This window comes from Bradyrhizobium monzae, from assembly GCF_021458635.1.
Lineage (GTDB): Bacteria > Pseudomonadota > Alphaproteobacteria > Rhizobiales > Xanthobacteraceae > Bradyrhizobium.
Genome location: NZ_JAIRDQ010000001.1, coordinates 836,983 through 860,172 on the forward strand (window position 1 = coordinate 836,983; position 23,190 = coordinate 860,172).

At 64.1% G+C, this 23,190-nt stretch carries 21 protein-coding genes; 9 read left to right on the forward strand and 12 right to left on the reverse strand.

All coding sequences use genetic code 11. The features are described 5' to 3' along the window. Positions 1–34 precede the first annotated feature (34 nt). Positions 35–2,125: a molybdopterin oxidoreductase family protein gene (locus K3F49_RS04135; RefSeq protein ID WP_234679622.1), complete on the reverse strand. Its 2,091-nt coding sequence runs from the start codon at positions 2,123–2,125 to the stop codon at positions 35–37. Between K3F49_RS04135 and K3F49_RS04140 the strand changes: the two genes are divergently transcribed. The 5 genes from K3F49_RS04140 to K3F49_RS04160 all read left to right on the forward strand — a co-directional run bounded on the left by K3F49_RS04140 (position 2,124) and on the right by K3F49_RS04160 (position 6,639). Next, positions 2,124–2,291 carry a hypothetical protein gene (locus K3F49_RS04140; RefSeq protein ID WP_234679623.1) on the forward strand — a complete coding sequence of 56 codons (168 nt, stop codon included), beginning with the start codon at positions 2,124–2,126 and terminating at the stop codon, positions 2,289–2,291. The two genes, K3F49_RS04135 and K3F49_RS04140, sit on opposite strands and share 2 nt — an antisense overlap. A gap of 86 nt (positions 2,292–2,377) precedes the next feature. Next, a complete protein-coding gene (locus K3F49_RS04145) occupies positions 2,378–3,334 on the forward strand; it encodes a tripartite tricarboxylate transporter substrate binding protein (RefSeq protein ID WP_234680568.1) in 957 nt (318 codons plus the stop codon). A 13-nt stretch (positions 3,335–3,347) separates the two neighbouring features. Next, positions 3,348–3,818, forward strand: coding sequence for a (2Fe-2S)-binding protein (locus tag K3F49_RS04150; RefSeq protein ID WP_234679624.1), 471 nt, complete (start codon positions 3,348–3,350; stop codon positions 3,816–3,818). Continuing rightward, positions 3,815–5,944 (forward strand): xanthine dehydrogenase family protein molybdopterin-binding subunit, encoded by a 2,130-nt coding sequence (locus K3F49_RS04155; protein WP_234679625.1) that lies wholly within the window; start codon positions 3,815–3,817, stop codon positions 5,942–5,944. The genes K3F49_RS04150 and K3F49_RS04155 overlap by 4 nt, the downstream gene beginning before the upstream one ends. Beyond that, on the forward strand, positions 5,941–6,639 hold the full coding sequence (locus tag K3F49_RS04160; protein ID WP_234679626.1) for a molybdate ABC transporter substrate-binding protein: 699 nt from the start codon (positions 5,941–5,943) through the stop codon (positions 6,637–6,639). Before K3F49_RS04155 ends, K3F49_RS04160 begins: the two co-directional genes overlap by 4 nt. 9 nt (positions 6,640–6,648) lie before the next feature. On the opposite strand, the gene K3F49_RS04165 is transcribed toward K3F49_RS04160, so the two are convergent. The 4 genes from K3F49_RS04165 to K3F49_RS04180 all read right to left on the reverse strand — a co-directional run bounded on the left by K3F49_RS04165 (position 6,649) and on the right by K3F49_RS04180 (position 10,401). Next, positions 6,649–7,455, reverse strand: coding sequence for an SDR family NAD(P)-dependent oxidoreductase (locus K3F49_RS04165; protein WP_234679627.1), 807 nt, complete (start codon positions 7,453–7,455; stop codon positions 6,649–6,651). A gap of 78 nt (positions 7,456–7,533) precedes the next feature. Then, positions 7,534–8,826, reverse strand: a complete 1,293-nt coding sequence (locus K3F49_RS04170) for a TRAP transporter large permease (RefSeq protein ID WP_234679628.1) — start codon at positions 8,824–8,826, stop codon at positions 7,534–7,536. Continuing rightward, the gene (locus K3F49_RS04175; protein ID WP_234679629.1) at positions 8,817–9,365 is read right to left on the reverse strand and encodes a TRAP transporter small permease; all 549 of its coding nucleotides are present in this window, start codon (positions 9,363–9,365) and stop codon (positions 8,817–8,819) included. Before K3F49_RS04175 ends, K3F49_RS04170 begins: the two co-directional genes overlap by 10 nt. 64 nt (positions 9,366–9,429) lie before the next feature. After that, positions 9,430–10,401, reverse strand: coding sequence for a TRAP transporter substrate-binding protein (locus tag K3F49_RS04180; RefSeq protein WP_234679630.1), 972 nt, complete (start codon positions 10,399–10,401; stop codon positions 9,430–9,432). 612 nt (positions 10,402–11,013) lie between these two features. Between K3F49_RS04180 and K3F49_RS04185 the strand changes: the two genes are divergently transcribed. After that, complete coding sequence (locus K3F49_RS04185; protein WP_234679631.1) at positions 11,014–11,790, forward strand: cyclase family protein; 777 nt, start codon at positions 11,014–11,016, stop codon at positions 11,788–11,790. Positions 11,791–11,800: 10 nt separating this feature from the next. Here the strand turns inward: K3F49_RS04185 and K3F49_RS04190 are convergent, their stop codons facing one another. The 5 genes from K3F49_RS04190 to K3F49_RS04210 form a co-directional block, all read right to left on the reverse strand. Next, positions 11,801–12,529 (reverse strand): Crp/Fnr family transcriptional regulator, encoded by a 729-nt coding sequence (locus tag K3F49_RS04190; RefSeq protein ID WP_148775381.1) that lies wholly within the window; start codon positions 12,527–12,529, stop codon positions 11,801–11,803. Between the two features lie 480 nt (positions 12,530–13,009). Beyond that, positions 13,010–13,723, reverse strand: a complete 714-nt coding sequence (locus K3F49_RS04195) for a helix-turn-helix domain-containing protein (RefSeq protein ID WP_234679632.1) — start codon at positions 13,721–13,723, stop codon at positions 13,010–13,012. A 139-nt stretch (positions 13,724–13,862) separates the two neighbouring features. Further along, positions 13,863–14,966 carry an ABC-type transport auxiliary lipoprotein family protein gene (locus K3F49_RS04200; protein WP_234679633.1) on the reverse strand — a complete coding sequence of 368 codons (1,104 nt, stop codon included), beginning with the start codon at positions 14,964–14,966 and terminating at the stop codon, positions 13,863–13,865. Between the two features lie 3 nt (positions 14,967–14,969). After that, positions 14,970–15,740 carry an ABC transporter ATP-binding protein gene (locus K3F49_RS04205; RefSeq protein ID WP_234679634.1) on the reverse strand — a complete coding sequence of 257 codons (771 nt, stop codon included), beginning with the start codon at positions 15,738–15,740 and terminating at the stop codon, positions 14,970–14,972. Positions 15,741–15,742: 2 nt separating this feature from the next. Then, on the reverse strand, positions 15,743–16,879 hold the full coding sequence (locus K3F49_RS04210; RefSeq protein WP_234679635.1) for an MlaE family lipid ABC transporter permease subunit: 1,137 nt from the start codon (positions 16,877–16,879) through the stop codon (positions 15,743–15,745). Positions 16,880–17,075: 196 nt separating this feature from the next. Between K3F49_RS04210 and K3F49_RS04215 the strand changes: the two genes are divergently transcribed. Continuing rightward, entirely contained in the window at positions 17,076–17,351 is a 276-nt protein-coding gene (locus K3F49_RS04215) for a hypothetical protein (RefSeq protein ID WP_234679636.1), read from the forward strand. After that, positions 17,352–17,840 (forward strand): phage holin family protein, encoded by a 489-nt coding sequence (locus tag K3F49_RS04220; protein ID WP_234679637.1) that lies wholly within the window; start codon positions 17,352–17,354, stop codon positions 17,838–17,840. A 10-nt stretch (positions 17,841–17,850) separates the two neighbouring features. Here the strand turns inward: K3F49_RS04220 and K3F49_RS04225 are convergent, their stop codons facing one another. Both K3F49_RS04225 and K3F49_RS04230 read right to left on the reverse strand, forming a co-directional pair. After that, on the reverse strand, positions 17,851–20,541 hold the full coding sequence (locus tag K3F49_RS04225) for a bifunctional acetate--CoA ligase family protein/GNAT family N-acetyltransferase (protein WP_234679638.1): 2,691 nt from the start codon (positions 20,539–20,541) through the stop codon (positions 17,851–17,853). 71 nt (positions 20,542–20,612) lie between these two features. Continuing rightward, positions 20,613–21,452 (reverse strand): universal stress protein, encoded by an 840-nt coding sequence (locus K3F49_RS04230; RefSeq protein ID WP_234679639.1) that lies wholly within the window; start codon positions 21,450–21,452, stop codon positions 20,613–20,615. Positions 21,453–21,648: 196 nt separating this feature from the next. On the opposite strand from K3F49_RS04230, the gene K3F49_RS04235 reads away from it, so the two are divergent. Then, positions 21,649–23,172 (forward strand): bifunctional aminoglycoside phosphotransferase/ATP-binding protein, encoded by a 1,524-nt coding sequence (locus K3F49_RS04235; protein WP_234679640.1) that lies wholly within the window; start codon positions 21,649–21,651, stop codon positions 23,170–23,172. Positions 23,173–23,190: the final 18 nt, after the last annotated feature.

Genomic DNA, 23,190 nt, shown 5'->3' on the forward strand with positions numbered 1-23,190 from the left:
GCAAAATTGCGCGCGATCAAGGTGCGAGCGCGGTTCAGGCAGCAGTCGCCTTCCTGATCCAGACCTTGTTGTCGTGGAACGCAGCGCCGCCGATCGGGGCAATCGTGTCCGCGCCTGTCAGCATGTTGATGCCGCGGCCACCGATATGGTTCCTGTTCGGATGCACGGACTCCGCGATCAGCACCCCGCGCCGCACCCCCTCGAACAGCGCGGCAATCAGCGTGGTCTCGCCACGGGTATTGCCGAGCGTCACAGCGTCGCCGTCGGCGATGTCGAGCGCAGCCGCATCCAGCGGATGGATCATCACGCTCGCCTTGCCCTCGCGCGCCTGCGAGGACGGGGTCTCGTTGAAGGTGGTGTTGAGGAAGCTGCGCGACGGGCTGGTCGCGAGCCGGAACGGATGGGCCCGATCAGTGTGCTCGATCACGGCCCAATGGTCCGGCAGCGACGGCATCTTGTCGAACTCGCCCATGGTCTGGCCGAACGGCGGATGCGTCCAATCCGCCTTGAAATGGAATTTTTTGTCGGGATGAGCAAAGCCATCGAGATAATGCGCAGTGCGGAAGTCCGGCTGCAGATCGCGCCAGATGTCGGCTTCGAGACCGGCGATGTCGCCGTGGTCGCTGAGCTTCAGCGTCGCGTCGATCAATTCGCGCGGCGTCATGTCGAAGCCCGGATGCTTGGCGCCAAGTCGCGGCGCCAGCGCCTGCAACACCTGGTGGTTGGAGCGGCATTCATCGGGCGGGTCGATCAGCTTGGGGCCGACCGAGATGTGCTGATGGCCGCCGCCGTAATAGAGATCGTCATGCTCCATGAACATGGTCGCGGGCAGCACGATGTCGGCCATCTGCGCCGTCTCGGTCATGAACTGCTCGTGCACCGCGACGAACAGATCCTCGCGCGCAAACCCCTGCCGCACCAGCGCCTGCTCTGGCGCGACCGTCATCGGGTTGGTGTTCTGGATCAGCATCGCCTTGACCGGGCTCTTGCCGAGCAGGGCCTCGGCATCGCCGGTGAGGATGCGGCCGATCTGCGACTGGTCGAGCGCGCGGACCGACTTGTCGAGCGCATCATGACCTTCGATGACGGCTTCGTTGAAATGCCACAGCGCGTAATTGTTGAAGAAGGCGCCGCCGCCCTCGTACTGCCAGGCGCCGGTCACCGCGGGAATGCAATTCGCCGCATGCATCTGCGTCGCGCCGTTGCGCGAGCGGGTAAAGCCGTAGCCGAGCCGAAAGAAGGTCCGCTTGGTCTCGCCGACAGCTTTGGCGAAGGCCTCGATCTCCGCCACCGGCACGCCGCAAATCGCAGAGGCCCATTCCGGCGTGCGCGTCTTCAGATGCGCCTCGAGCTCGGCGGGGCAGTCGGTGTACTTGTCCATATAAGCGCGGTCGGCATAGCCGTCGCGGAAGAGAACATGCATCACGCCGCAGGCAAACGCGCCGTCGGTGCCGGGCCGCAGCAGGATCTTGATATCCGCCTGCTTCATGGTCTCGTTGTCGTAGATATCGACCGCCGCGATCTTCGCACCGCGCTCCTTCCGCGCACGTGCGGCATGCGTCATCACGTTGACCTGCGTGTTGACGGGGTTGGTGCCCCAGATCACGACGAGGTCGGACAGCGCCATCTCGCGCGGATCGACGCCGGCGATCTTGCCGGTGCCGATCGCAAAGCCAATGCGCCCGACATTGGCGCAGATCGTCTGATAGAAGCGCGAATATTTTTTCACATGCGTGAGGCGGTTGAGACCGTCGCGCATCACCAGCCCCATCGTGCCGGCGTAGTAGTACGGCCAGATCGATTCCGCGCCGAACTCACGCTCGGCCTGGTTGAAGCGATCGGCGATCTCGTCGAGCGCCTCGTCCCAGGAGATCCGCGCGAACTGGCCGGAGCCCTTCGGTCCGGTCCGGCGCATCGGAAACGTAACCCGCTCCGGGTGATGGATGCGCTCGGCATAGCGAGCGACCTTGGCGCAGACCACGCCGGCCGTATAGGTCTGCTTCTTCGAACCCCGGACGCGGCCAATGCTGCGCCCCTCGACCACCTCGATATCGAGCGCACAGGCCGACGGGCAATCGTGCGGACAGGTGGAGTGGCGGATCTCGATCTTGGCGTGCTGGTTCATGACCAATTTGGTAACATCAAACGACCGGGCAGCCGAGGGCATTTATCCGGCAATGCCCATGCAAAATGCTCAAACCGTGCGCCTGGCCTGTTCCTCCCGCGACCGCGAAATGCCCCACGGCCACACCGAAAACGGCTCGATATTCCGGCCGAAATCGACTTTGTGAGGCGTCGACAGTCTGCGCCCGCTGCCGCTACAGTGCCGGCCAACAAAAACGAGTTCAGGGAGGTGGGTGTGACGGCCCGACGATTGATGCTGGCGCTGGCCGCCGGCCTGCTCACCGCTCTCTCCGCAACTCCGTCCCTGGCGCAAGGTTATCCCGCGCACGCGGTCCGGATCGTCGTGCCCTTCGGCGCCGGCGGCCCGGCCGATGTCGCGGCCCGGCTGATCGGCCAGGTGCTGCAGGAGCGCTTTGGCCAGCCCTTCGTGGTCGAGAACCGCACCGGCGCGGGCGGCGTCATCGGCACGGTCGAAGCGGCGAAGTCGCCGCCCGACGGCTACACGCTGCTGTTGATGTCCAACACCCAGACCGCGAATGAATCGCTGCTGACGCCGGAGCAGCGCAAATACGATCTGATGCGCGACCTCGCGCCGATCGCGCCGGTGAACTATTCCGATCTCGTCATCGTGGTGAACCCGCAAGTCCCAGTGAAGACGCTGCAGGAGTTCATCGCGCTCGCCAAGGCGCAGCCGGGCAAATTGAACTACGCCTCCTCCGGCCAGGGCACGCCCTACCACATGGCGGGCGAACTGTTCAAAGCGATGGCCGGCATCGATGTCGTCCACGTCCCCTACCGCAACAGCGGCGAGGCACGCAGCGGCGTGATCGGCGGCCAGGTACAGATGATGATCGATGCGGTGCCGGCTATGGCGTCGAACATCGGAGAGAGCCAGGTCCGCGCGCTCGCGACCACCGGCCAGCAGCGCTCCGCAGTGCTGCCCAATGTGCCGACTGCCGGCGAGGCCGGCGTTCCCGGCTACGAGGCGACGATCTGGCTCGGCCTGATGGCTCCAGTGGGCACGCCAAAGCCCGTCATCGAAAAGCTCAATTCGGCCGTGAACGCGATGGTGAAGCGGCCGGACATCGTCAAACTCTGGACCGAGCAGGGTGCGGTACCCATGTCGATGACACCGGAGGAGTTCGAGAAATTCCTGCACAGCGACATCGCGAAATGGGCCGATGTCGTCAAGAAGTTCGACAAATCCTGAGGCTTTAGCCGCCATGCCCACCATTCGATTCCAGCTCAACGGCGCGACGGTGGCGGTGGATGCCGATTCCGATCAAACGCTGCTCGATGTGCTGCGTGGCCGGCTCGGCACCACCAGTCCACATTTCGGCTGCGGGGCCGGTGAATGCGGCGCCTGTTACGTGCTGGTCGGCGACCGCGCGATGGCGTCCTGCGACATGCCGATGTGGTCGGTGGCAGACAAGCAAATCGTCACCCTGGAAGGCCTCGGCACCGCCGAGCAACCGCATCCGCTGCAACGCGCCTTCATCTCCGAACAGGCGATGCAATGCGGCTATTGCGTCTCGGGTATCCTGATCAGCGCGGCGGCGCTGCTCAAGCGCAATCCATCGCCGACGGAAGCCGAGGTCAGAGCGGCGCTCGATCGCAATCTGTGCCGCTGCGGATCGCACAACCGCATGGTCCGCGCCGTGCTCCTGGCAGCATCGGAGATAGCGACGTCATGAGTGCGCCGTCCCCTGCCCCGAAACTGCCGGTCAGCCTTGCAGCCAATCCAAAACTGTCGTCCTGGGTGAAGTTCATCGGCGAAGGCCGCGTGGCGGTCTCGCCCGGCAAGGTCGAAATCGGCCAAGGCATTGTGACTGCACTGGCGCAGATCGCGGCGGACGAGCTCGACGTCGAGATCGGCCGCATCGACATGATCCGCGCCTCGACGGCAGCGAGCCCGAATGAGGGTGTCACCTCCGGCAGCCTGTCGATCCAGCAGTCCGGCCGCGCACTGCGCCACGCCTGCGCCGAGGTACGCCAACGCTTCCTCGCGGCAGCATCCGAACGCCTCGGCGTCGATGCGTCGCTGCTCGGCGTCGAGGACGGCACAATCTCCGGGCCCGGCAATATCAGGACCAGCTATTGGGAGCTGTCGGATCACGTTTCGCTCGACCACGATGCCATTGCGGGTATTGTGGCGAAGTCCTCCGCCACACGTAGCGTGGCCGGGCATTCGGTCCAGCGCGTCGACATTCCCGACAAGGTGTTCGCGCGGTCGCGCTTCATCCATGACCGGGCGCTGCCGGGATTGGTGCACGGACGCGTGCTGCGGCCGGACGTCTCTGGCGCGAAGCTGATCGCGCTCGACGAAGGGCTCGCAGGCGCCGTTTCCGGGCTCGTCGCGATCGTCCGCGACGGCGGCTTTGCGGGCGTCGTCGCCGACAGCGAGGCCGCGGCGGAAGCCGCACTGAAAGCCTTGCGCAAGGGTGCGACATGGTCGGCCGGCGAGCCGCTGCCCGATGAAAACGGTCTGGCCGGCTTCCTGAGAAGCCAGCCGATCGAGACCACCGTCATCGACACCAAGGCCGCAGCGACGGCAAAAGCTACGCGCACGCTCCGCCGGCAATACACCCGCCCCTATATCGCGCATGCCTCGATTGCGCCGTCCTGTGCGATGGCGCGATGGGATCGCGACCAGGTCCATGTCTGGACGCACAGCCAGGGCGTCTATCTGCTCCGCGCCGATCTCGCGATCGTGCTCAAGGTGCCGCCCGCAAACATCATCGTCGAGCATATGGAGGGCGCGGGCTGCTACGGGCACAATGCGGCTGACGATGTCGCGCTCGATGCCGTGCTGCTGGCGAAAGCCGCCGGCGGCCGCCCGGTGCGGGTGCAGTGGTCGCGCCACGACGAGATGTCGCACGCGCCGTTTGGTGCCGCGATGGCCATCGAGATCGAGGCCGATCTCGACGCGGATAACGAGATCGTCGGCTGGCGCCACGCGATCTGGAGCAACGGCCATGCCGCGCGGCCAGGGCGCGCGACCCAACCTGCCCTGCTCGCCGCGACCGAGATCGAAAATCCCTATCCACGCATGATCTCGACGAATCCCCCGGCTGCCAATGGGGGCGGCGGAGACCGCAACTCCGTCCCGCTCTACGATCTTCCGGCATGGACGATCACGAGCCATCGCCTCCTGACCATGCCGGTGCGCACCTCGGCGCTGCGGACCCTCGGCGCGCAGGGCAATGTGTTTGCAATCGAATCCCTGCTCGACGAAATCGCAGCCCTGCGCGGCGAGGACCCGATCGCGTTTCGCCTGCGGCACCTCCGCGACGAGCGGGCACGCGAGGTTATCCGCGCAGCGGCGCGACGTGCGGCCTGGAAGCCCGAACGACGATCCGGCATCGGCCACGGCGTCGGCTTTGCTCGTTACAAGAACACCGGCGCCTATTGCGCCGCGATTGCTGAGATCGAAGGCACCGACGAGATTCGTGTGAGACGGCTGACGCTGGCGGTCGACGTGGGCGAGGCCATCAATCCGGACGGCGTCGTCAACCAGATCGAGGGCGGCGCGATCCAGGTGACGAGCTGGGTGTTGAAGGAGCGCGTCCGCTTCGACCAAACACGGATCACGTCCACCTCCTGGACGGACTATCCGATCCTGACCTTCAGCGAAGTGCCCGCGGTGGACGTCGAGATCATCCAGCGGCCGGAGATCGAGCCGGTCGGCGCAGGCGAAGCCGCGCACGGCCCGGTGACAGCCGCGATTGCGAATGCGATCCACGACTGCCTCGGCATACGCGTGCGCGACCTGCCGATCACACGCGACAAAATCATCGCAGCCATGGAGCTTGCATCGTGACCACAGTGAACATTTTGAGCGGCGGCGCGGCGCAAGGCCTGGTGCGCGGCCTCAGCGAGGACTTCAAGGCGAGGACCGGATTTGGCATTGACGGCGAATTCGGCGCGGTTGGCGTGATGGCGGACAAGCTGCGCACCAGCGCGCCGGCTGATCTCGTCATCCTGACGCAGGCCCTGCTTGCAAAGCTTGCCGCGGAGAAACTTGTCGTCCCCTCCTCGATCGCCGATGTCGGCCGGGTCGAGACCGCGCTGGCGGTCCGTGGCCGCGATCCCAAGGTGACCGTGAAGACGGAGGCTGATCTGCGCGAGGTCCTGCGCTCCGCGGACGCCATCTACGTTCCCGACACCAAGGCCTCGACCGCGGGCCAGCACGTCGCAAAAGTGCTGGATCAGCTCGGCATCGCCTATGAGGTCACCTCGCGCCTGAAGATTTTTCCGAACGGCGCGACAGCGATGCGCGAGCTGGCGTCGTCCACCGCGACGCGGCCGATCGGATGCACGCAGGCGACCGAGATCATCGCGACCGACGGCATCGCGCTATCGGGATCGCTGCCGCCGGGATGCGAGCTGATGACGATGTATGCGGCCGGCGTGACCACGCAAGCGGCGCATCCGAACGAAGCGGCTGGGCTGATTGCACTGCTGACCGGTGTAGATCACAGGGAGCTGCGCCAGCGCGTGGGCTTTGCCGGCTAGATGCGAACCTTATGTGTGCAGCTGGGTGAGACCGGTCGGCGGACCGTCGACCCCGGTCCAGCCGCCATCGACGAACAGCGTGCTGCCGCTGACATAGCTCGCGGCGTCCGAGGCGAGGTAGGCGACGGCCGTCGCGACCTCGTCGGCGCTGCTCCAGCGGTTGAACACGGTGTGGCCGGCGTAGAGATTGTAGATGTCGGGCCGCTGCTTGAACGGGCTGGTCAGCGCGGTCTCGGCGATGCTCGGCGCAATCGCGTTGACGCGCACGCCGGAGCGACCGACCTCGGAGGCAAAGCCCTTCACGAGGAGACCGATCGCCGCCTTGGTCGAGCCGTAGACGCCGAGGCCGGGCTCGATGGTCACAGCACGCACCGAGGAACAGGCGATGATGCTGCCGCCCTTCTGCTCGACCATGATGCGGCCGAAAGCCTGGAAGAACCAGACCGTGCCCTTGACGTTGAGGTTCAGGACGCGGTCGATATCCTCCTCGGTGTAGTCGAGGATGGTCTTACGGATGTTGAGCCCGGGCGTCGTCACCGCGATGTCGAGCCGCGAGAACTTCAGCATCACGGTTTTGGCGAGCGCGTTGACGTCGGCAGCGCTCGCGGCGTCGCACGCCGCCGCCTCGGCCCAGCCACCGTTGCCGCGGATGCCCGCAGCCGTCGCCTCTGCCGCCTCAAGCGCGCGATCGGCGCAGACGACGCGGGCGCCAAGCCCGGCCAGCGCCTCGGCCGACGATTTGCCGATGCCCGATGCGGCGCCGAGCACCACGGCCGTCTTGCCGGTGAGGTCGAAGAGCTTGCGATAGTCAGTCACGGACAGATTCTCCCTGTTGCTGTGACCCAAACTATCGCAGGCGCGGTTCGCCGGCCAATGCCGACGAACGCACGACAGCTATCCCTTGTATCCCATCAGCAGACGGGGCAGCCACAGCGAGAAGGCCGGGACGTAGGTCACGAACATCAGCGCCGCGATCAGGGCGGCGTAGAACGGCAGGATGGTGCGCATCACCGCGCCGACCGAGATGCCGCCAATGGCGCAGCCGACGAACTGCGTCGTCCCGACCGGCGGGGTGTTCAGCCCGAGCGCGCAGTTGATCAGCATCAGCATGCCGAACTGCACCGGATCCATGCCCGCCTTCATTGCGATCGGCAGGAAGATCGGCGTGCAGATCAGGATGGTTGCCGCCATGTCCATGAACGTGCCGAGCAGGAACAGGATGACGTTGATGAGCAGGAAGATCACCCAGGGATGTGTGGACACCCTGCTCATCAGGTCGCCCGCGAAGTCGGCGACCTCGTAGAGTCCCATCAGATACTGGAACATGGTGGAGACGCCAATCAGCAGCAGGACCACGCCCGTCGTCTTCACCGCCTTGGCGGCAGCATGCAGGAAGTTGTTCCAGGTCATGGTCCGGTAGATGAAGAACGTCAGCACGATCGTGTAGGTGACGGCAACGGCGGCAGATTCAGTCGCGGTGAAAACGCCGGACAGGATGCCCGTCAGGATGATGGCGACGATCAACAGGCCCGGCAGAGCCGCCGCGAACGAGCGGAACACTTCGGCCCAGCCCGGAAACTTGCCGGCGGGATATCCGCGCTTCACCGCGACCGCGTAGGCGGCGACCAGCATGCAAATCATCAGCACCAGCGCCGGCAGGAGGCCCGCGGCGATCAGCGCGCCGATCGAGACCTTGCCGCCGGCGGCGAGCGCATAGATGATCATGTTGTGGCTGGTCGGCATCAAGGCTCCCACCAACGAGGCGTGGGTGGTGACGTTGACGGCGTAGTCGGTGTCGAACCCTTCCTTTTTCATCATCGGGATCATCACCGCGCCCATCGCCGACACGTCGGCCACGGGCGAACCGGAGACGCCGCCGAACAGCGTGCAGGCCACCACGTTCGACATGCCGAGGCCGCCGCGGATGTGGCCGACGAGATTCTTGGCGAGCTGCACGATCTTGTCGGCGACGCCGCCATGCAGCATCAGCTCACCGCTGAAGACGAAGAACGGGATGGCCAGGAACGAGAAGATGTTCATCCCCGACATCATCTGCTGGAAGATGACGGCGACCGGCAGGCCTTCGTAGAGGATGGTGCAGATCGCCGAGAGGCCGATCGCGAAGGCGACCGGTACGCCGAGGACGAGGAAGCCGAAGAAGGTGGCGCCGAGAATAATCAGTTCCATGAGGGGACGACCTCTTCGCCACGCAGGAGAGCAATGATGTGCTCGATTGAAAAGGAGACGATCAGAACGCCCGAGACGATCAGCGGCACGTAGCGGACGACCTCGGGCAGGCCGAGATTGGGGATATGCACGGTTCCGACCGACGCGCCGAGGATCCAGCCGTTGTAGACCATCGCAACGCCGAAGATCGCCACCAGGACGTGGATCACGAGCTCGATCTTCTCGCGCACATGATCCGGAAGCATCACCAGCAAACTATCCATGCCGATATGTCCGGCATCGCGCACGCCAACGGCGGCGCCGATCAGCGTGACGTAGAGGATCAGCACCAGTGCAAGGTTCTCGGTCCAGGTCGGACTGGAATTGAGCACGTAACGTCCAAACACCTGGTAGAACACGATGGTGACGATGATGAGCAGGCCGGTCACGGACAGATACATGCCGAGGCGCGCGATGACGGCGTTGATCCGCGACAGCAAGCCGGTCGACGGTCGCCCGGCGACTTCCTGCTCGTGGTCTGCGACGTGAGGGTCTGTCATCATCGTCTCCTTGCAAGGGTCCGGTGCCGCCTCGCGGCGACGCCGGACCGGATGCGCTATGGTGCTACTTCGTGGCCTGGATGCGCTTGACGAGACTCGAGAGCTTCTCGTCGCCGGCGAACTTGGCGTAGACCGGCTTCATCGCGTCGACGAATTCCTGCTTGTTCGCGATGGTGACGACCTGAACGCCGGCTGCCTCGACGGTCTTGCGCGAAGCCAGCTCACGCTCGTCCCAGAGCTTGCGCATAACGGGCACCGAATCCTTGGCCGCCTTGCGGATCATCGCCTGATCCTCCTTGCTGAGCGTGTCCCAGACCTTCTTGGACATCACGAGGACTTCAGGCGCCAGCGAGTGCTCGGTGACGTTGTAGAACTTGGCGGCCTCGAAGTGGCGCGAGGATTCGTAGGAGGGCCAGTTGTTCTCGGCGGCGTCCACCAGACCGGTCTTCAGAGCGGTGTAGACCTCGCCATACGGCATCGGCGTCGGATTGGCGCCGAGGCTCTCGATCATGCCGACCCACAGGTCGGACTGCTGGACGCGGATCTTCAGGCCCTTGAGGTCGGCGAGCGACTTGATCGGGGCCTTGACGGTGTAGATCGACCGGGCGCCGCTGTCGTAATAGGCGAGGCCGATCAGGCCCGCAGGCTCCATGGCCGCGAGGATCTCATCGCCGATCGGCCCATCGAGAACCGTGCGCATGTGCTGGGTGTCGCGGAATACGAAGGGCAGGCACAAGGCGACGGTTTCCGGCACGAAATTGTTCAGCGGCGATGCGTTGATCCGCATCATGTCGAGCGCGCCGATCTTGAGCTGCTCGATGGTGTCCTTCTCCGAGCCCAAGGCTCCGTTGGGAAACACCTTCACGCCAAGCTTACCGCCGCTCGCTGTCGCGAGCTGTTTGCCCATGAACTTGACGGCCTCGACGGTCGGATAGTCGGCCGGGTGGACGTCGGCGGAGCGGAAATCGCGCGCCGTCGCGAACGGCGCCGAGACTGTCAGTGCAGCGGCTGCGATGATACCGATTAGTGTCTTCATCTGGGGTTTCCTCCTGAGTTGATTATGTCGTCGTTGGGCACGTGCTGCGGGCCACCTTGGGTCGCTCCACTTCAGGTGTGAAGTCAAGCGCTGCAACTGCACCACCTTCGTAGGATTGCGTGGCGGAGTCGAGGGGATTTGGCTGATTGGTAATGTCTGTCCGGGACAGTGCGACGATGATCGCGCCCGCTCCTGCGGGGGGACCTGTGCGGCAAGTGCCGGCTCCCCGGCAATCGGGCCGCGTCATCGGCCAATGCCGGATGCGCGGTAACGATGCTCATCGTATCCATGGACGTTTCTCTGGTGTTGTACTCGACCGCTATTGATTGCGGCTTGAGGTTCGGACGAGACGATCGTCTCATCCTGTACGAACGCGCCCCGTCGACGCGATATCGCCAGTGTCGTCCCTAGGGCGGGCGGCATTCTGAGTCCAAGCCAAATGCGGCATTGATCGATGCTGGAGTTGCATTGATCAACCACTCGGTGCCCATGGGGACGATCGGCGAAAACTTCTATCTTTCCGAATAATGCCGCGCAGGAGCGTTACTTGACGTCGCGGGCGGTGCCCCCTCAAGATGCATCGAAGCAAATGACCATCTTGAGGGAATGCCCATGCCGCGGAAGCTGATCGACATCTCCGTGCCGCTGCAGAACGATGTGCCCGCCGATCCACCGGGCAATCACCCGACGATTCATTACATCGATCACCAGCAAGGACTGCCGCGCATGCTGCAGTTTTTCGACGGCCTCAAGGCGGAGGACCTGCCGGATGGCCAGGGCTGGGCCGTTGAGCAGGTCTCGCTGTCCACGCATAACGGCACGCATCTCGACGCGCCCTGGCACTTTCATCCGACGATGAATCGCGGCGAGCGATCATGGACCATCGACGAGGTTCCGCTGGAGTGGTGCCTGCAGCCCGGCGTGAAGCTCGACTTCCGGCATCTGCCGGATGGCCATGTCGCGACCGCCGGCGACGTCGAGAAGGAGCTCAAGCGCATCGGCCACATGCTGTCGCCGCTGGAAATCGTCGTCGTCAACACCAGCGCCGGCGCGAAATTCGGCCAGCCGGATTATGTCAACTCCGGCTGCGGCATGGGCTATGACGCCACCATGTATCTGCTCGAGCGCGGTGTCCGGCTGACCGGCACCGACGGCTGGAGCTGGGATGCGCCGTTCGTCTTCACGGCAAAGAAATATGCCGAAACAAAAAATGCCGGCCTGATCTGGGAGGGCCACAAGGCTGGGCGGCACATCGGCTACTGCCATCTCGAGAAGCTGAACAATCTCGAGCAATTGCCCTCGACCGGATTCACCGTCTCATGTTTTCCGGTGAAGATCGAACGCGCCTCCGCGGGCTGGACCCGCGCGGTTGCGATCATCGACGGCTAGACCGGCAAGATCACTCGCCGTCGAGGCCGCTTTCGGCAAGCTCGCGCAGCGCATCGGTATCGAGCACGACGATCGCGCCGTGCTCGAGACGCACCCAGTTGCGTCCGGACCAGGCGCGCAATTGCTTGTTGATGCTCTCGCGCGTCATCCCCACCATCTCGCTGATCTCCTGCTGGGTGATCGCAAGCGTGCCGCTGCCGGAGTCGAATTTGCGCTCCTCGGTGAGGCCGAGCAGCGCGCTCGCCAACCGGCCCGGCAGATTCTGCAAGATCACCTGCTCGACCTGCTGACTGGTCCAGCGCAGCCGCGCGCAGAGCAGCTCGATGAATTTCATCGCAAGCGCCGGCTGACTCTTCACGAACGGAAGAAAATCGCGGCGGTCGATGATGTAGAGTTCGCAATTGGTGTTGGCGGTCGCGTCCGCCGACCGTGGTGCACCATCGAGCACCGCGATCTCGCCGAAGATTTCGCCGGGACCGATCAGATTGAGAATGGCGTTCCGGCCGTCGGGCGACGAGGAGGAAATTTTCACTGTTCCGGAGATCACCGCGAACAGATTATTGCCGGGGTCACCCTTGGCGGCGATCGTCGCACCGCGCTTGACCGTGGTGTGCTTGGCGTAGCGGCAGAGTTGATCGAGCGCATCCGGATCCAGATCTGCGAAGATCGGATGCTTCCGCAGAACCGACAGTTTATTACCCGACGGCTGCCGGGGGTCGCCGGTCTTGTCCTGAGGCACGCCGGGACTCCTAAGACTGCGAGGCACTGGGGTTCCTGCGTAGTCAGTGTTGTCGGGCTTTTCAACCGGAAAGCATGGATACAGTTTGAAGCAAATGTCGTTTAAGTGCCGTGGCCCGCGCTGGAAATCGCACCCGCAGGGTGCGCCGACGCGCTTCAGATCATGCAGAGTTGCAGGAGCGAGCATGCCACAGTTGGGTCTGCCAACCATGCCCCCACGGCAGTCACGTCAAAATGTGGCAATGATCTCAGGAACTTCGGCGCGGCGTGTCCGAGTCGAGCCGGTCTGCATTTGTTTATCGATCCGCCCAAGCCAACGCGGCTGCGAATGTGACAAAGATCGCTACGCCGGCAATGATCACCAGCAACGCGTCAATCGGCATCGCACCCTCCCCACCTTATTCCGGCCATTATTCGAGGTGCGCGACCGGCGTCATTGATCGGGATCAAAAAATAAGCGGCCGTTGGGCCGGGCCGAGAGTTAGGCCGCAGCCAGTGCCTCGACGCGTGCGGGATCGCGCAGGCTGATTCCGCCATGGAGTATCTCGATCGCTCCGTGCCGTTCCAGCTTGGTGAAGGTGCGACTGACGGTCTCGATGGTCAGGCCAAGATAGTCCGCAATGTCCTGCCGGCTCATCGGAAGTGGGACCGTGTTCGACAATCCCTCGAGCGAGAACAGCCGCTCGCGCCAGCCGAGTAGAAAGGTCGCGACCTTCTCATCCGCTGAGCGACGGCCGAGCAGAACCATGTGGTCGCGCGCCTGGCTCAGCTCACGAATCGTCATCTCGTTGATTCGCCTGAGCAGATGCGGCCGATCCTCGATGAAGCGACCGAACGGCGCCTTGGCGAACTGGCACACGGTCACCGCGCCGATGGCATCGCCCGAAAAATTGTGGCGGCCCGAAATATTCATCCCCAGGAAGTCTCCTGGCAGTGCAAAGCCCACGATCTGCCGCCTGCCGTCAGGCAGCAGCTTGTAGAGCCGCATGACGCCCTCGAGCAGATTGTAGAACGAGGTGGTGATGTCCTCCTCGGAGAACACGGTCTCTCCCGTGGCGAAATGGACGCGGCGCCCGAGATGCTCGAACGCCCTCAGCTCAGCCGCATCCAGCGACGAACAAACCGCGAAGCCGCGGACTGCACAATCGGTGCAAAAATAACCGTTGGGCTTGATCGTCACCACGGAAGTCCTCATCCATCGCTCCAAGCGTCGGCTGTTCTCCGTATCGGATCGAATCCACCGCGCGGGGTGCATTTTACTGCACTGTTCCAAAGCCGATTGACCCAGATCAATTTTGGCGGACATACCCGCCCTGTTCTGAAGTGCTCGAATGTCAGACCGCCTGCACCGTCCAGTCGATCAGCTCCTTGGCGATGCGGGCGAAGGCCGCGTCGAACGCCGCGACCGCTCCAGCCGGCTCGACTCTGTCGAGCTTCTCGCTGGTCTCGACGAGGCGTGATGCGATCACCTTGCCGGCCTTGTCGACGATCCGCGCCGACAGTCCGATTTCGACCCGCGTCTCACCCTCCGTGGCGATCCGGAAGCGCCTGATGTCGATCAGGAGCTGGTAGTCGGCTTGGCCCAGATCAGTCGTCCGCAGCGGGGCGTGGGCGATATCGTAATTCTCAAAGCTATCGATCAGCCTCGCCTGCACCAACTTTGGAATGCTGTCGGCCCACAGGAAATCGGCAAAGCCCTGGTTGTCTCCAACCGACGCGAACAGCATGCGCTGCGTCTGGAGCATCGCAACAGCAGTCGGCTCGGGAATGGCCAGCGACGCCGAGAGCGTCTTGCCGGCCGGCCCGAGGTTTTGCGGCGTGCGGAGGTCATAGGTGATCTTCTGCACAGGTGCGCCGCCGCCGGTCATCTTTTCCAGGCCTGCCAGAATGCCGTCAAGCTTGCCGGTGTTACGCGCAAGGCCATCGGAGAATGTCTTGAAATTCGCGATGGTGTCCTTGAGGGGACCGGAATTGTCCTCCAACACGGTGTCGACGCGCCGCAAAGCATCGCGCGCCGCCTGCGTCATGCTCTGGCCCGCGCCCGCCTCGGCGACTAGGGTCTGTGGCTCGCCGGACTTGGCGACGAGCATGCCACCCTCGAGCGTTACCACCGGCACGCCGGTCAACCCCTGGAAATCGAGCCTGACCTTAGTGTCGGTACGGACAGGCGTCGTCGAGGCAACCGAGATCGTCGCGTTGACGAAGCGCGGATTGTCAGGCGCAAGGCCGAGCTGGATCACCTCGCCGACACGGATGCCGTTGAACAGCACGCCAGCGCCGACCAGAAGGCCCGGCACCGGCCCCTGGAATTGCAAATGGTAATTCGTGCGCGGCCCGATTCCACCGGTGTTGTTCAGCCAATAGACGAAGCCGAACACCGCAAGGATCGCGGCCAGCACAAAGCTGCCGATCAACACGTAGGGAGCGCGGATTTCCATATCTCATCTCATCTGTGATTGCAGCATCTGCGAGCGCTTGCCGTGGAAATAGGCGCGCACCCAGGGATGCTCGGATTGCAGCAAATCGCGCATCGGGCCGATGGCCACGATCATGCCGTCGGCGAGCGCGGCGACGCGGTCACAGACCGTGGTGAGGCTGGCGAGGTCATGGGTGACCATGAAGACGGTGAGCCCCAGGGTCTTTTGCAGCGTCCGGATCAGCGCATCGAAATCGCCGGCGGCAATCGGATCGAGACCGGACGTCGGCTCGTCGAGGAAAAGAATCGGCGGATCGAGCGCGAGCGCGCGTGCCAGCGCCACGCGCTTGGTCATGCCGCCCGACAGTTCCGACGGATATTTATCGCCGTCCTGCGCCCGCAGCCCAACCATCTCCAGTTTGGCGATCGCGATCTCGTCCATCAGCTCCTGCGACAGCGTGAGATTTTCGCGAAGCGGAAATTGTACGTTCTGCCGGACTGTCAGAGAGGAGAACAGCGCGCCCTGCTGAAACAAAATGCCCCAAGTCGCTGCCCGGCTCCGGTCGTGCGTGCCCCCGATCGGTTGTCCCATGACTTCGATCGAGCCGCTGCGACGCCGGATGAGGCCGATGATGGTGCGCATCAGCACCGACTTGCCGCCCCCGGAGGCGCCCACCAGCCCGAGAATCTCGCCGCGGCGGACGTCGAGCGACAAATGATCGAGCACGGTCTGGCGACCGAAACCGACCACGAGGTCATGGATGCGGATCGCTAACTCGTCATGTAGCTCGGGCATTGTCACATCCCGATTGAGGCGAAGAAGATCGCGAACAGGCCGTCCAGCACGATCACCAGGAAGATCGACTTGACCACCGATGTTGTCGTCTGCCGTCCCAGCGACTCCGCACTGCCCTTGACGCGCAATCCCTCGCTGCAGGCGACGATGCCGATCACCAGCGCCATGAACGGCGCTTTCAGGATGCCGACCTCGAAATGCGTGACGGAGACGGCCTCATGCAGCCGGGCGACGTAGATCGCCGGCCCCATATCACCGTAGAACTGCGCAACCAGGCCGCCGCCATAGAGCGCGGCAATCGATCCGATGAAGGCGAGAATTGGCAGCGCGATGATGAGCGCGGCCACACGCGGCAAGATCAGAACTTCGACGGGATCGAGCCCCATGGTCGAGAGTGCGTCGATCTCCTCGCGCATTTTCATCGCGCCGAGCTCGGCAGTGTAGGCACTCCCCGAACGTCCCGCGACCATGATGGCGACGATCAGCACGCCGAGCTCGCGCAGGACGAGGATGCCGACCATATCGACGGTGTAGGACTCCGCTCCGAACCGGCGGAAATGGAAGAACCCCTGCTGCGCGATGATGGCGCCGATCAGGAATGTGATCAGCACGACGATGGGAATCGCCTGAAACCCGATCCGGTTGAGCTGATAGACCAGCGAAGTCAGCCGCAACGAGCGCGGCCGGCGTACGACGCCGATGACCACCATGAACAAAGCGCCCAGCATTTGCAGAAAGATCGTGATCTCTTCGCGGGCACCGATCGTGGCCTTGCCGAGATCATTCAGACTGAGCAGGACCGGATTGGGTACGGCCGCCGGCGCCGGCGTGTGCCGATTGACCCGCCGTACCTCCTCCAGCAGACCGCTGAGATGATCAGCTATCCCGACGATTTCGGCCCGCCTGCCGGATGAGGCTGCCTTGCGCGACAATTTCTCCAGGATCCAGGCACCAAGCGTATCGAGTGCGCTGATGCCCGACATGTCCAGCGTCACGGCTCTTGATCGATCGACATCCACTCCGACAGATCGAGTCAGAGATTCAAGCTTTGTCGCGTTCACCGCAATCCACGGTCCCTCGGGCCGCAATTCGAGCGCATCGCCCGACGAGGTTGCCAGCAGCAGGGGTTCCGAATTCACGCGCATATCCTCATGGGACGACCGGGCCGGATGAATATGTTCTAGGCGGGCATGGAGCGGCTCGATTGACTTGCGTCAAACAGACTTGCCTCAAACAGATTTGCCTCAAACACAGGTCCGCTCTCGCTCACTTGACCCAAATCAATGGCCGTCCGGCGCGCCGGCATAGGCTCTCGCCATGGAATGGAGAGCGCCAATGTTCGACACGGGCAGAATGAGCGACGAGCTGAAAGCGCTGAAGATCGACGTCACGCGTCTGCTGAGCACCGCTGGCGAGGAGATGTTCGAGACGTCCAAAAATCGTGCCGATGCCCTCGCCGATCAGATCAAGGCCGCGCTGACCGAACTCGGCGAAACTGTCAGCGAGGAGCAGGAGCAGCTGCATGAGTTTATCGCAGAGCGCCCCGTCACCTCGCTCGCATCCGCCTTTGCGCTCGGCGTGGTCGTCGGCTTCATGCTGAGGAGGCACTAGTTGAATACGGAGAATGTGGCCAAGCATCTGCGCGCCCTGTGGCGCACGGACAGGATCATCACGGATATCAGGCTCCGCCACCTGCTGATCGGACTCGGTCTGCGCGCCTTCGCGGCGCTGATCGCCGCATTCGGGCTGCTGATGCTCGAGCTGTCCGCCTATTTTTCTCTCGTCCAGATCTGGAGCGCGATCGCCGCAGCCGGCGTCTTGGGAGCGATCAATTTCGCCATCGCGACGGTCCTGTTCATCGTCGCCGGACGCCCGCCCTCGGGCCGCGACATCGAGCTCGCCAATGAAATCCACGGCACGTCAATCGAGGCCCTCCAGCTCGAAGCCCGGGCGTTACAGGCTCAATTGACCGGCGCGGTCCATCATCCGCTCAGCACGATCGTGCCGGTGCTGGTGCCGTTGATCGCAATCATCGTCAAGAACATGCGAAAGTCGGCCAGAGAGCCCGCAGCGGATACAGCGCCCGGAGCGCGCTCATAGCCGGCGCGCGTCAGAGCTTCAGCCGCACGTCACAGATATCAGGCTCGGTCGGGTCCGGCTTAATCTCGAAACCGAGCTGCCGGCACATTTCGAGCATCACGACATTCTCCTTGAGAACGTCACCCGAGATGGTCTTGAGCCCTTCGGACCTGGCGTAGTCGATGATCAGTTGCATCAGGGCCCATCCGAGCCCCCTGCCCTTGAGGTCGGACCGCAGCAGGATCGCGTACTCGCCGCTCTCGTAAATCGAGTCCGAGTGAAGCCGCACCACGCCGACCATCTCATTCTTCTCATCGAACGCAATGAACGCCATAGCGCGCGCGTAGTCGAGCTGGGTCAGGCGCGCGATGAACTCGTGGGTAAACTCCTTCATCGGCGCGAAGAAGCGCAGGCGAAGGTCGTGCGGCGTCACATGGCGCAGGAACTCGTGGATGGTCGGCTCGTCCTCCGGGCGCAACGGCCGCACGAAGATGCGCCAACCGTCCTTGAGCGCGAGCCGGCGCTCCCATTGCGAAGGATAGGCGCGGACGGCGAAATTGGCGGGGCCGGAGCCTACAAATTTCCGCTGCGGCGGCGCCACCGCGACGCGGGCGTCGACGGCGGTCACGCCAGTTTCGTCCGCCAGCAACGGATTGATTTCGAACTCGCGGATTTCGGGGATGTCCGTCGCCATCTGCGCCAACTTGACCAGCACCATGGCGACGGCGTCCTGCTTGACAGCCGGCACGTCCCGATACGCGGGCAACAATCGCGACACACGGGTGCGCTCGATCAGGTCACGGGCGAGCTGCAGATCGAGCGGCGGCAGCGCCAAGGCTTTATCGTTAATGATCTCGACCGCCGTCCCGCCGCGCCCAAACACGACGACGGTGCCAAAGGTGGGATCGTCAGCGAGGCCCAGGATCAGCTCGCGCGCCTTCGCCTTGACGACCATCGCCTGGACGATGACGCCGTCAATGCGGGCTTCAGGCCGGAGCTTCTTCGCCCGAGCGAGAATCTCGACAGCGGCCACGCGTACAGCATCCGGCGTGGTCAGATTGAGCACGACACCGCCGACGTCGGACTTGTGCACGATGTCGCGCGACATGATCTTGAGCACGACGGTCGCGCCTTGCGCGAATATCTCATCCGCATAGGCGACCGCCTGCTCGACATCTGCGGCCGCATAGGTCGGCACCATGGCGATGTCATAGCACCCAAGCAGATGCTTGATCTCGACGGGTTCGAGCCATTTGTGCCCGTCTGCGATGGCCGCGGTGACGATCTGCTTCGCAGCCGCGACATCCGGCACGAAGGTGTCCGGCATCGCCGGCGGAACCTGGCTCAGCTCATCGACCACCTCGCGATGCCGGACCATATGCATGAAGCCACGCACCGCATCGTCTTCGGTCGGATAGTTCGGAATGGCCGCGCCGGACAGCGTCGCGATGATCTCCTGGTCAGCCCCGACCCAGGCCGCAAGCACGGGCTTGGCCCAACTCCGGTGCTTCTCGCGATACTTGACGACGAGCTCCGTCACAGTCGCCGCGATCTCGGCGGCCGATGCAATCGCGGTCTGCACGTTGAGCACCAGAACCGCGTCATTGCCGGGATCGTCGAGCAGCACCTGCAGCGCCGCGCCGTAGCGCGACGCATCCGCGTCGCCGACGATGTCGATGGGGTTGGCGCCGGACCAGGTCGGTGGCAGCACCGCGTCGAGCTTTTCGCGCGTATCTGACGTCATGGGCGCAGGAATTCCGCCGAGGTCCGCCAGCCGGTCGACCGCCAGGACACCGATGCCGCCACCATTGGTCAGTATGGCGAGGCGCTTACCCGCCGGCGATCCGATCCGGCCGAGCGTCTCGGCGCAATCGAACAGCTCGCGCAGATCGGACACCCGGAGGACGCCGGCCCGGCGGAAGGCCGCATCATAGACCGCGTCCGCACCTGCAAGCGCACCCGTATGCGTGGCCGCCGCCTTCGCACCCTGCGCCATGCGGCCGGACTTCACCACAACGACGGGTTTCACGCGCGCCGCGGCGCGCGCGGCCGACATGAATTTCCGCGCGTCCTTGATGGCCTCGATATAGAGCAGGATCGCGCGGGTCTTGTGGTCCATTGCGAAATGATCGAGCAGGTCCGCGATGTCGACGTCGATCTGATCGCCGATCGTGACGATGCCCGAAAAGCCGACGCCGCGCTGCGCAGCCCAATCCACCATCCCGGCCGCGATCGCGCCCGACTGGGAGATCAGCGCGAGGTTTCCCGCCCCCGGCATGTGCGCGGCGAAACTCGCGTTGAGGCTTGCGCCGGGCATCATGATGCCAAGGCAGTTGGGGCCGATCAGCCGCATGCCGTATTTGCGCGCGGCAGCGGTAGCGGCTTCCTGAAGCGATCCGGGTCCGTGACCGAGTCCCGCCGAGACGATCAGGGCGCCGGCCGAGCCGCGACGGCCGGCCTGGTCGATGATTTCAGGGACATCACGCGCGGGCGCAGTAATGACGACTAACTCGGGCACGAAAGGCAGCTCGTCCAGGCTGCTCACCGCCGCGACGCCGCCGATCTCGGCATGGCGTGGATTTACGAGGCCGAACTGCCCCTTGAAATCCGCCTTGCGAATGTTCTCCAGGACCGCGCGCCCGACTGAGACCGGGCGGGAGCTGGCGCCGACCAGCGCGACCGATCGGGGCGACAGTAGGTTTTTCAGGCGGTAGGTCGACATGAGTGCAATCGTCCGATCGGGCGGCAGGTCCGACAGCTACGAAACTAACCCGGATGCGAGCCGAAACGCCCCTAGTGCGACATCATCACCCAGCACGGTGGCTGGCCGATGACGGTCTTGGTCACGCCGCCCCAGACGATCTCGTTCAGGCGCGAATGATGGTAGGCTCCCATGACGATGGCGTCGATGGCGTGAGACTGCGCCCAGCTCCCCAGCACCTTGCCAATCGAGCTGCCGCTCCCCTTCACAGTCTCGAAGGATGCGTAGACCCCGTGTTCCCTCAGATGATCAACAAGGCTCGTTCCGGACTGCATGACCTCGTCGGTCCTGTCGTCCGTAGCGGTGACCACGCGCACCGCGTTGGCGGCCTGAAGCATCGGCAGCGCGTCGCCGACCGCACGTGCGGCGCGGGCCGAGGGCGCCCAGGCAATCATGACGTTCTCGATTTCCGGCCGTAGCAGCTCCACATGCTGCTCCGGACAGAGCAGCAGCGGCCGGCCGGATTCGAACAGGAAGGTCTCGACGATATTTTCCGCACGGCTGTCGTGCGACTTCACGGGCACCAGGATGAGGTCGCCGACGCGCGCATGTTCGGCCAGGGTCGATGCGATCCGATCCGCCGGCACCCTGCCCGATCGGCTTTGGGCGCGAACGCCGATGCGGGAGGCCGCATTGGTGAATGCGTTCAGGAGCTGCTGCATGTCACTCACCTCGCGCACAGCGGCGAGTCCAGTGGACTCCGTATCATCGGGGAACAGCACTTTCGGCCGGACGAAAGCGTCATCCTCCAGTGCAAGCCCGGTCACCCTGGCGCCGAGGCCGGCGGCAACGGCTACGCACTTCTCGATCGCAGCCAACGTGGCGGCACGCGGCTCGCCAAAGAGCGGCAGAAACACGTCCTTGATGGGCATCGGATTCTCCTTGCCGGTCAAAATAGGCCAGCTTTTGGTCCGGGCGCTTGATCCTCCTCAAGCCGGGAAAACTCCGTGTCGCCAACCGACGCCAGGCCTTGACCGAAGTCAAGGACTGGTCGCGGTCCCGCCTTAAGGGTTACCCTGATTTGCGGCCCGACCGCTTGGCGCCCTCATTTGCAATATGCCGGCAGGGATGACAGACAATTCTGCGACCCAGGAACGGATCTTCGCGGTACTGAGCGCACGTCCCGGCGTGAAGCGGATCGACACCCACGCGGCTTCGGTCTTCCTCGACGGGACGCGCGCGCTGAAGATCAAGCGGGCGGTCAAGTTTCCGTTTCTCGATTATTCGACACTCGAGAAGCGCAAGATGGCCTGCGAGGAGGAGGTCAGGATCAACCGGCCGCACGCGCCACAGATCTATCATCGCGTGGTGGCCATCACAGAAGAGCCGGACGGATCGGTGAAGGTCGACGGCCGCGGCCGCCCGGTCGAATATGCCGTCGACATGTCACGTTTCGACGAGAGCCGGACGCTGGACCATCTGGCGAAGGCCGGACAGTTCGATGCGGACTTTGCGTCGGCCATCGCCGACGCGATCGCGGCTTCGCATGCGGCGGCGACGCCCGCCGACGGCCAGTCATGGGTTGCCTCCATTCCCGCACTGATCGACGGCAACAGCTCTGGGTTGCGGAACGGGACTCATATCCCGGCCGCGGAAATCGAGCAGCTTGCACAGGCCTCGCACGCGGCATTCCTGCACGCCCGTCCCTTGCTTGAAGAACGCGGCCGCCGCGGCTTCGTCCGCCGTTGCCACGGCGATTTGCATCTCGCGAATATCGTGCTGATCGGGCAGCAGCCCGTGCTGTTCGACGCCATCGAGTTTGACGCGCAGATGGCGACTGTCGACGTATTCTATGACCTCGCCTTCACATTGATGGACCTGTTGCGCCACGATCAGCCGCTGGCAGCCAACACTGTTCTAAACCGGTACCTTGCCGCGACGCCGCTGGAAAACCTCGACGCACTCGGCGCGCTGCCGCTGTTGATGTCGATTCGCGCAGCGATCCGCGCGCAGGTAGCGCTCGCAAGGCTAAAGCCGCCACGTTCCGGCGATGCCGGTATTCTCGACGAGGCGAGGCGCTATTTTGACCTTGCCCGGGCGCTGATCCAGCCTCCCGCTCCCCGCCTCATCGCGGTAGGCGGACTGTCCGGCACCGGGAAGACGGTTTTGGCGCGCGCGCTCGCACCCATCGTTGCGCCGCAGCCGGGCGCCGTCGTGCTGCGCAGCGACGTCATTCGCAAGCAGATGTGCGGGGTCGCCGACACCGAGCGCCTGCCGCCATCCGCATACACGCCCGAGCTCGCAGAGCGCGTCTACGCGACGCTGGCCGAGCACGCCCGGCGTGTGCTGGCCCAGGGCCATTCGACGATCGTCGACGGGGTGTTCGCCCGCGATTTCGAGCGAGACGCCTTCGCCACATTGGCCGGGGATTGCAACGTGCCTCTCACCGGTCTCTTCCTGACCGCGGATCTGGCGACCCGGCAGTCCCGAATCGGAGGGCGCCGCGGCGACGCATCCGATGCGACGCAAGAGGTTGCCGCGTTGCAAGAGCACTATAATATCGGCCATATCGGTTGGACGATCATCGATGCATCCGGGACACAAGCGCAGACGCTCCAGAACTGCCAGGACGCGATCGCTGAGGGCAGGTAAGGCAATCTGATTGGCGCG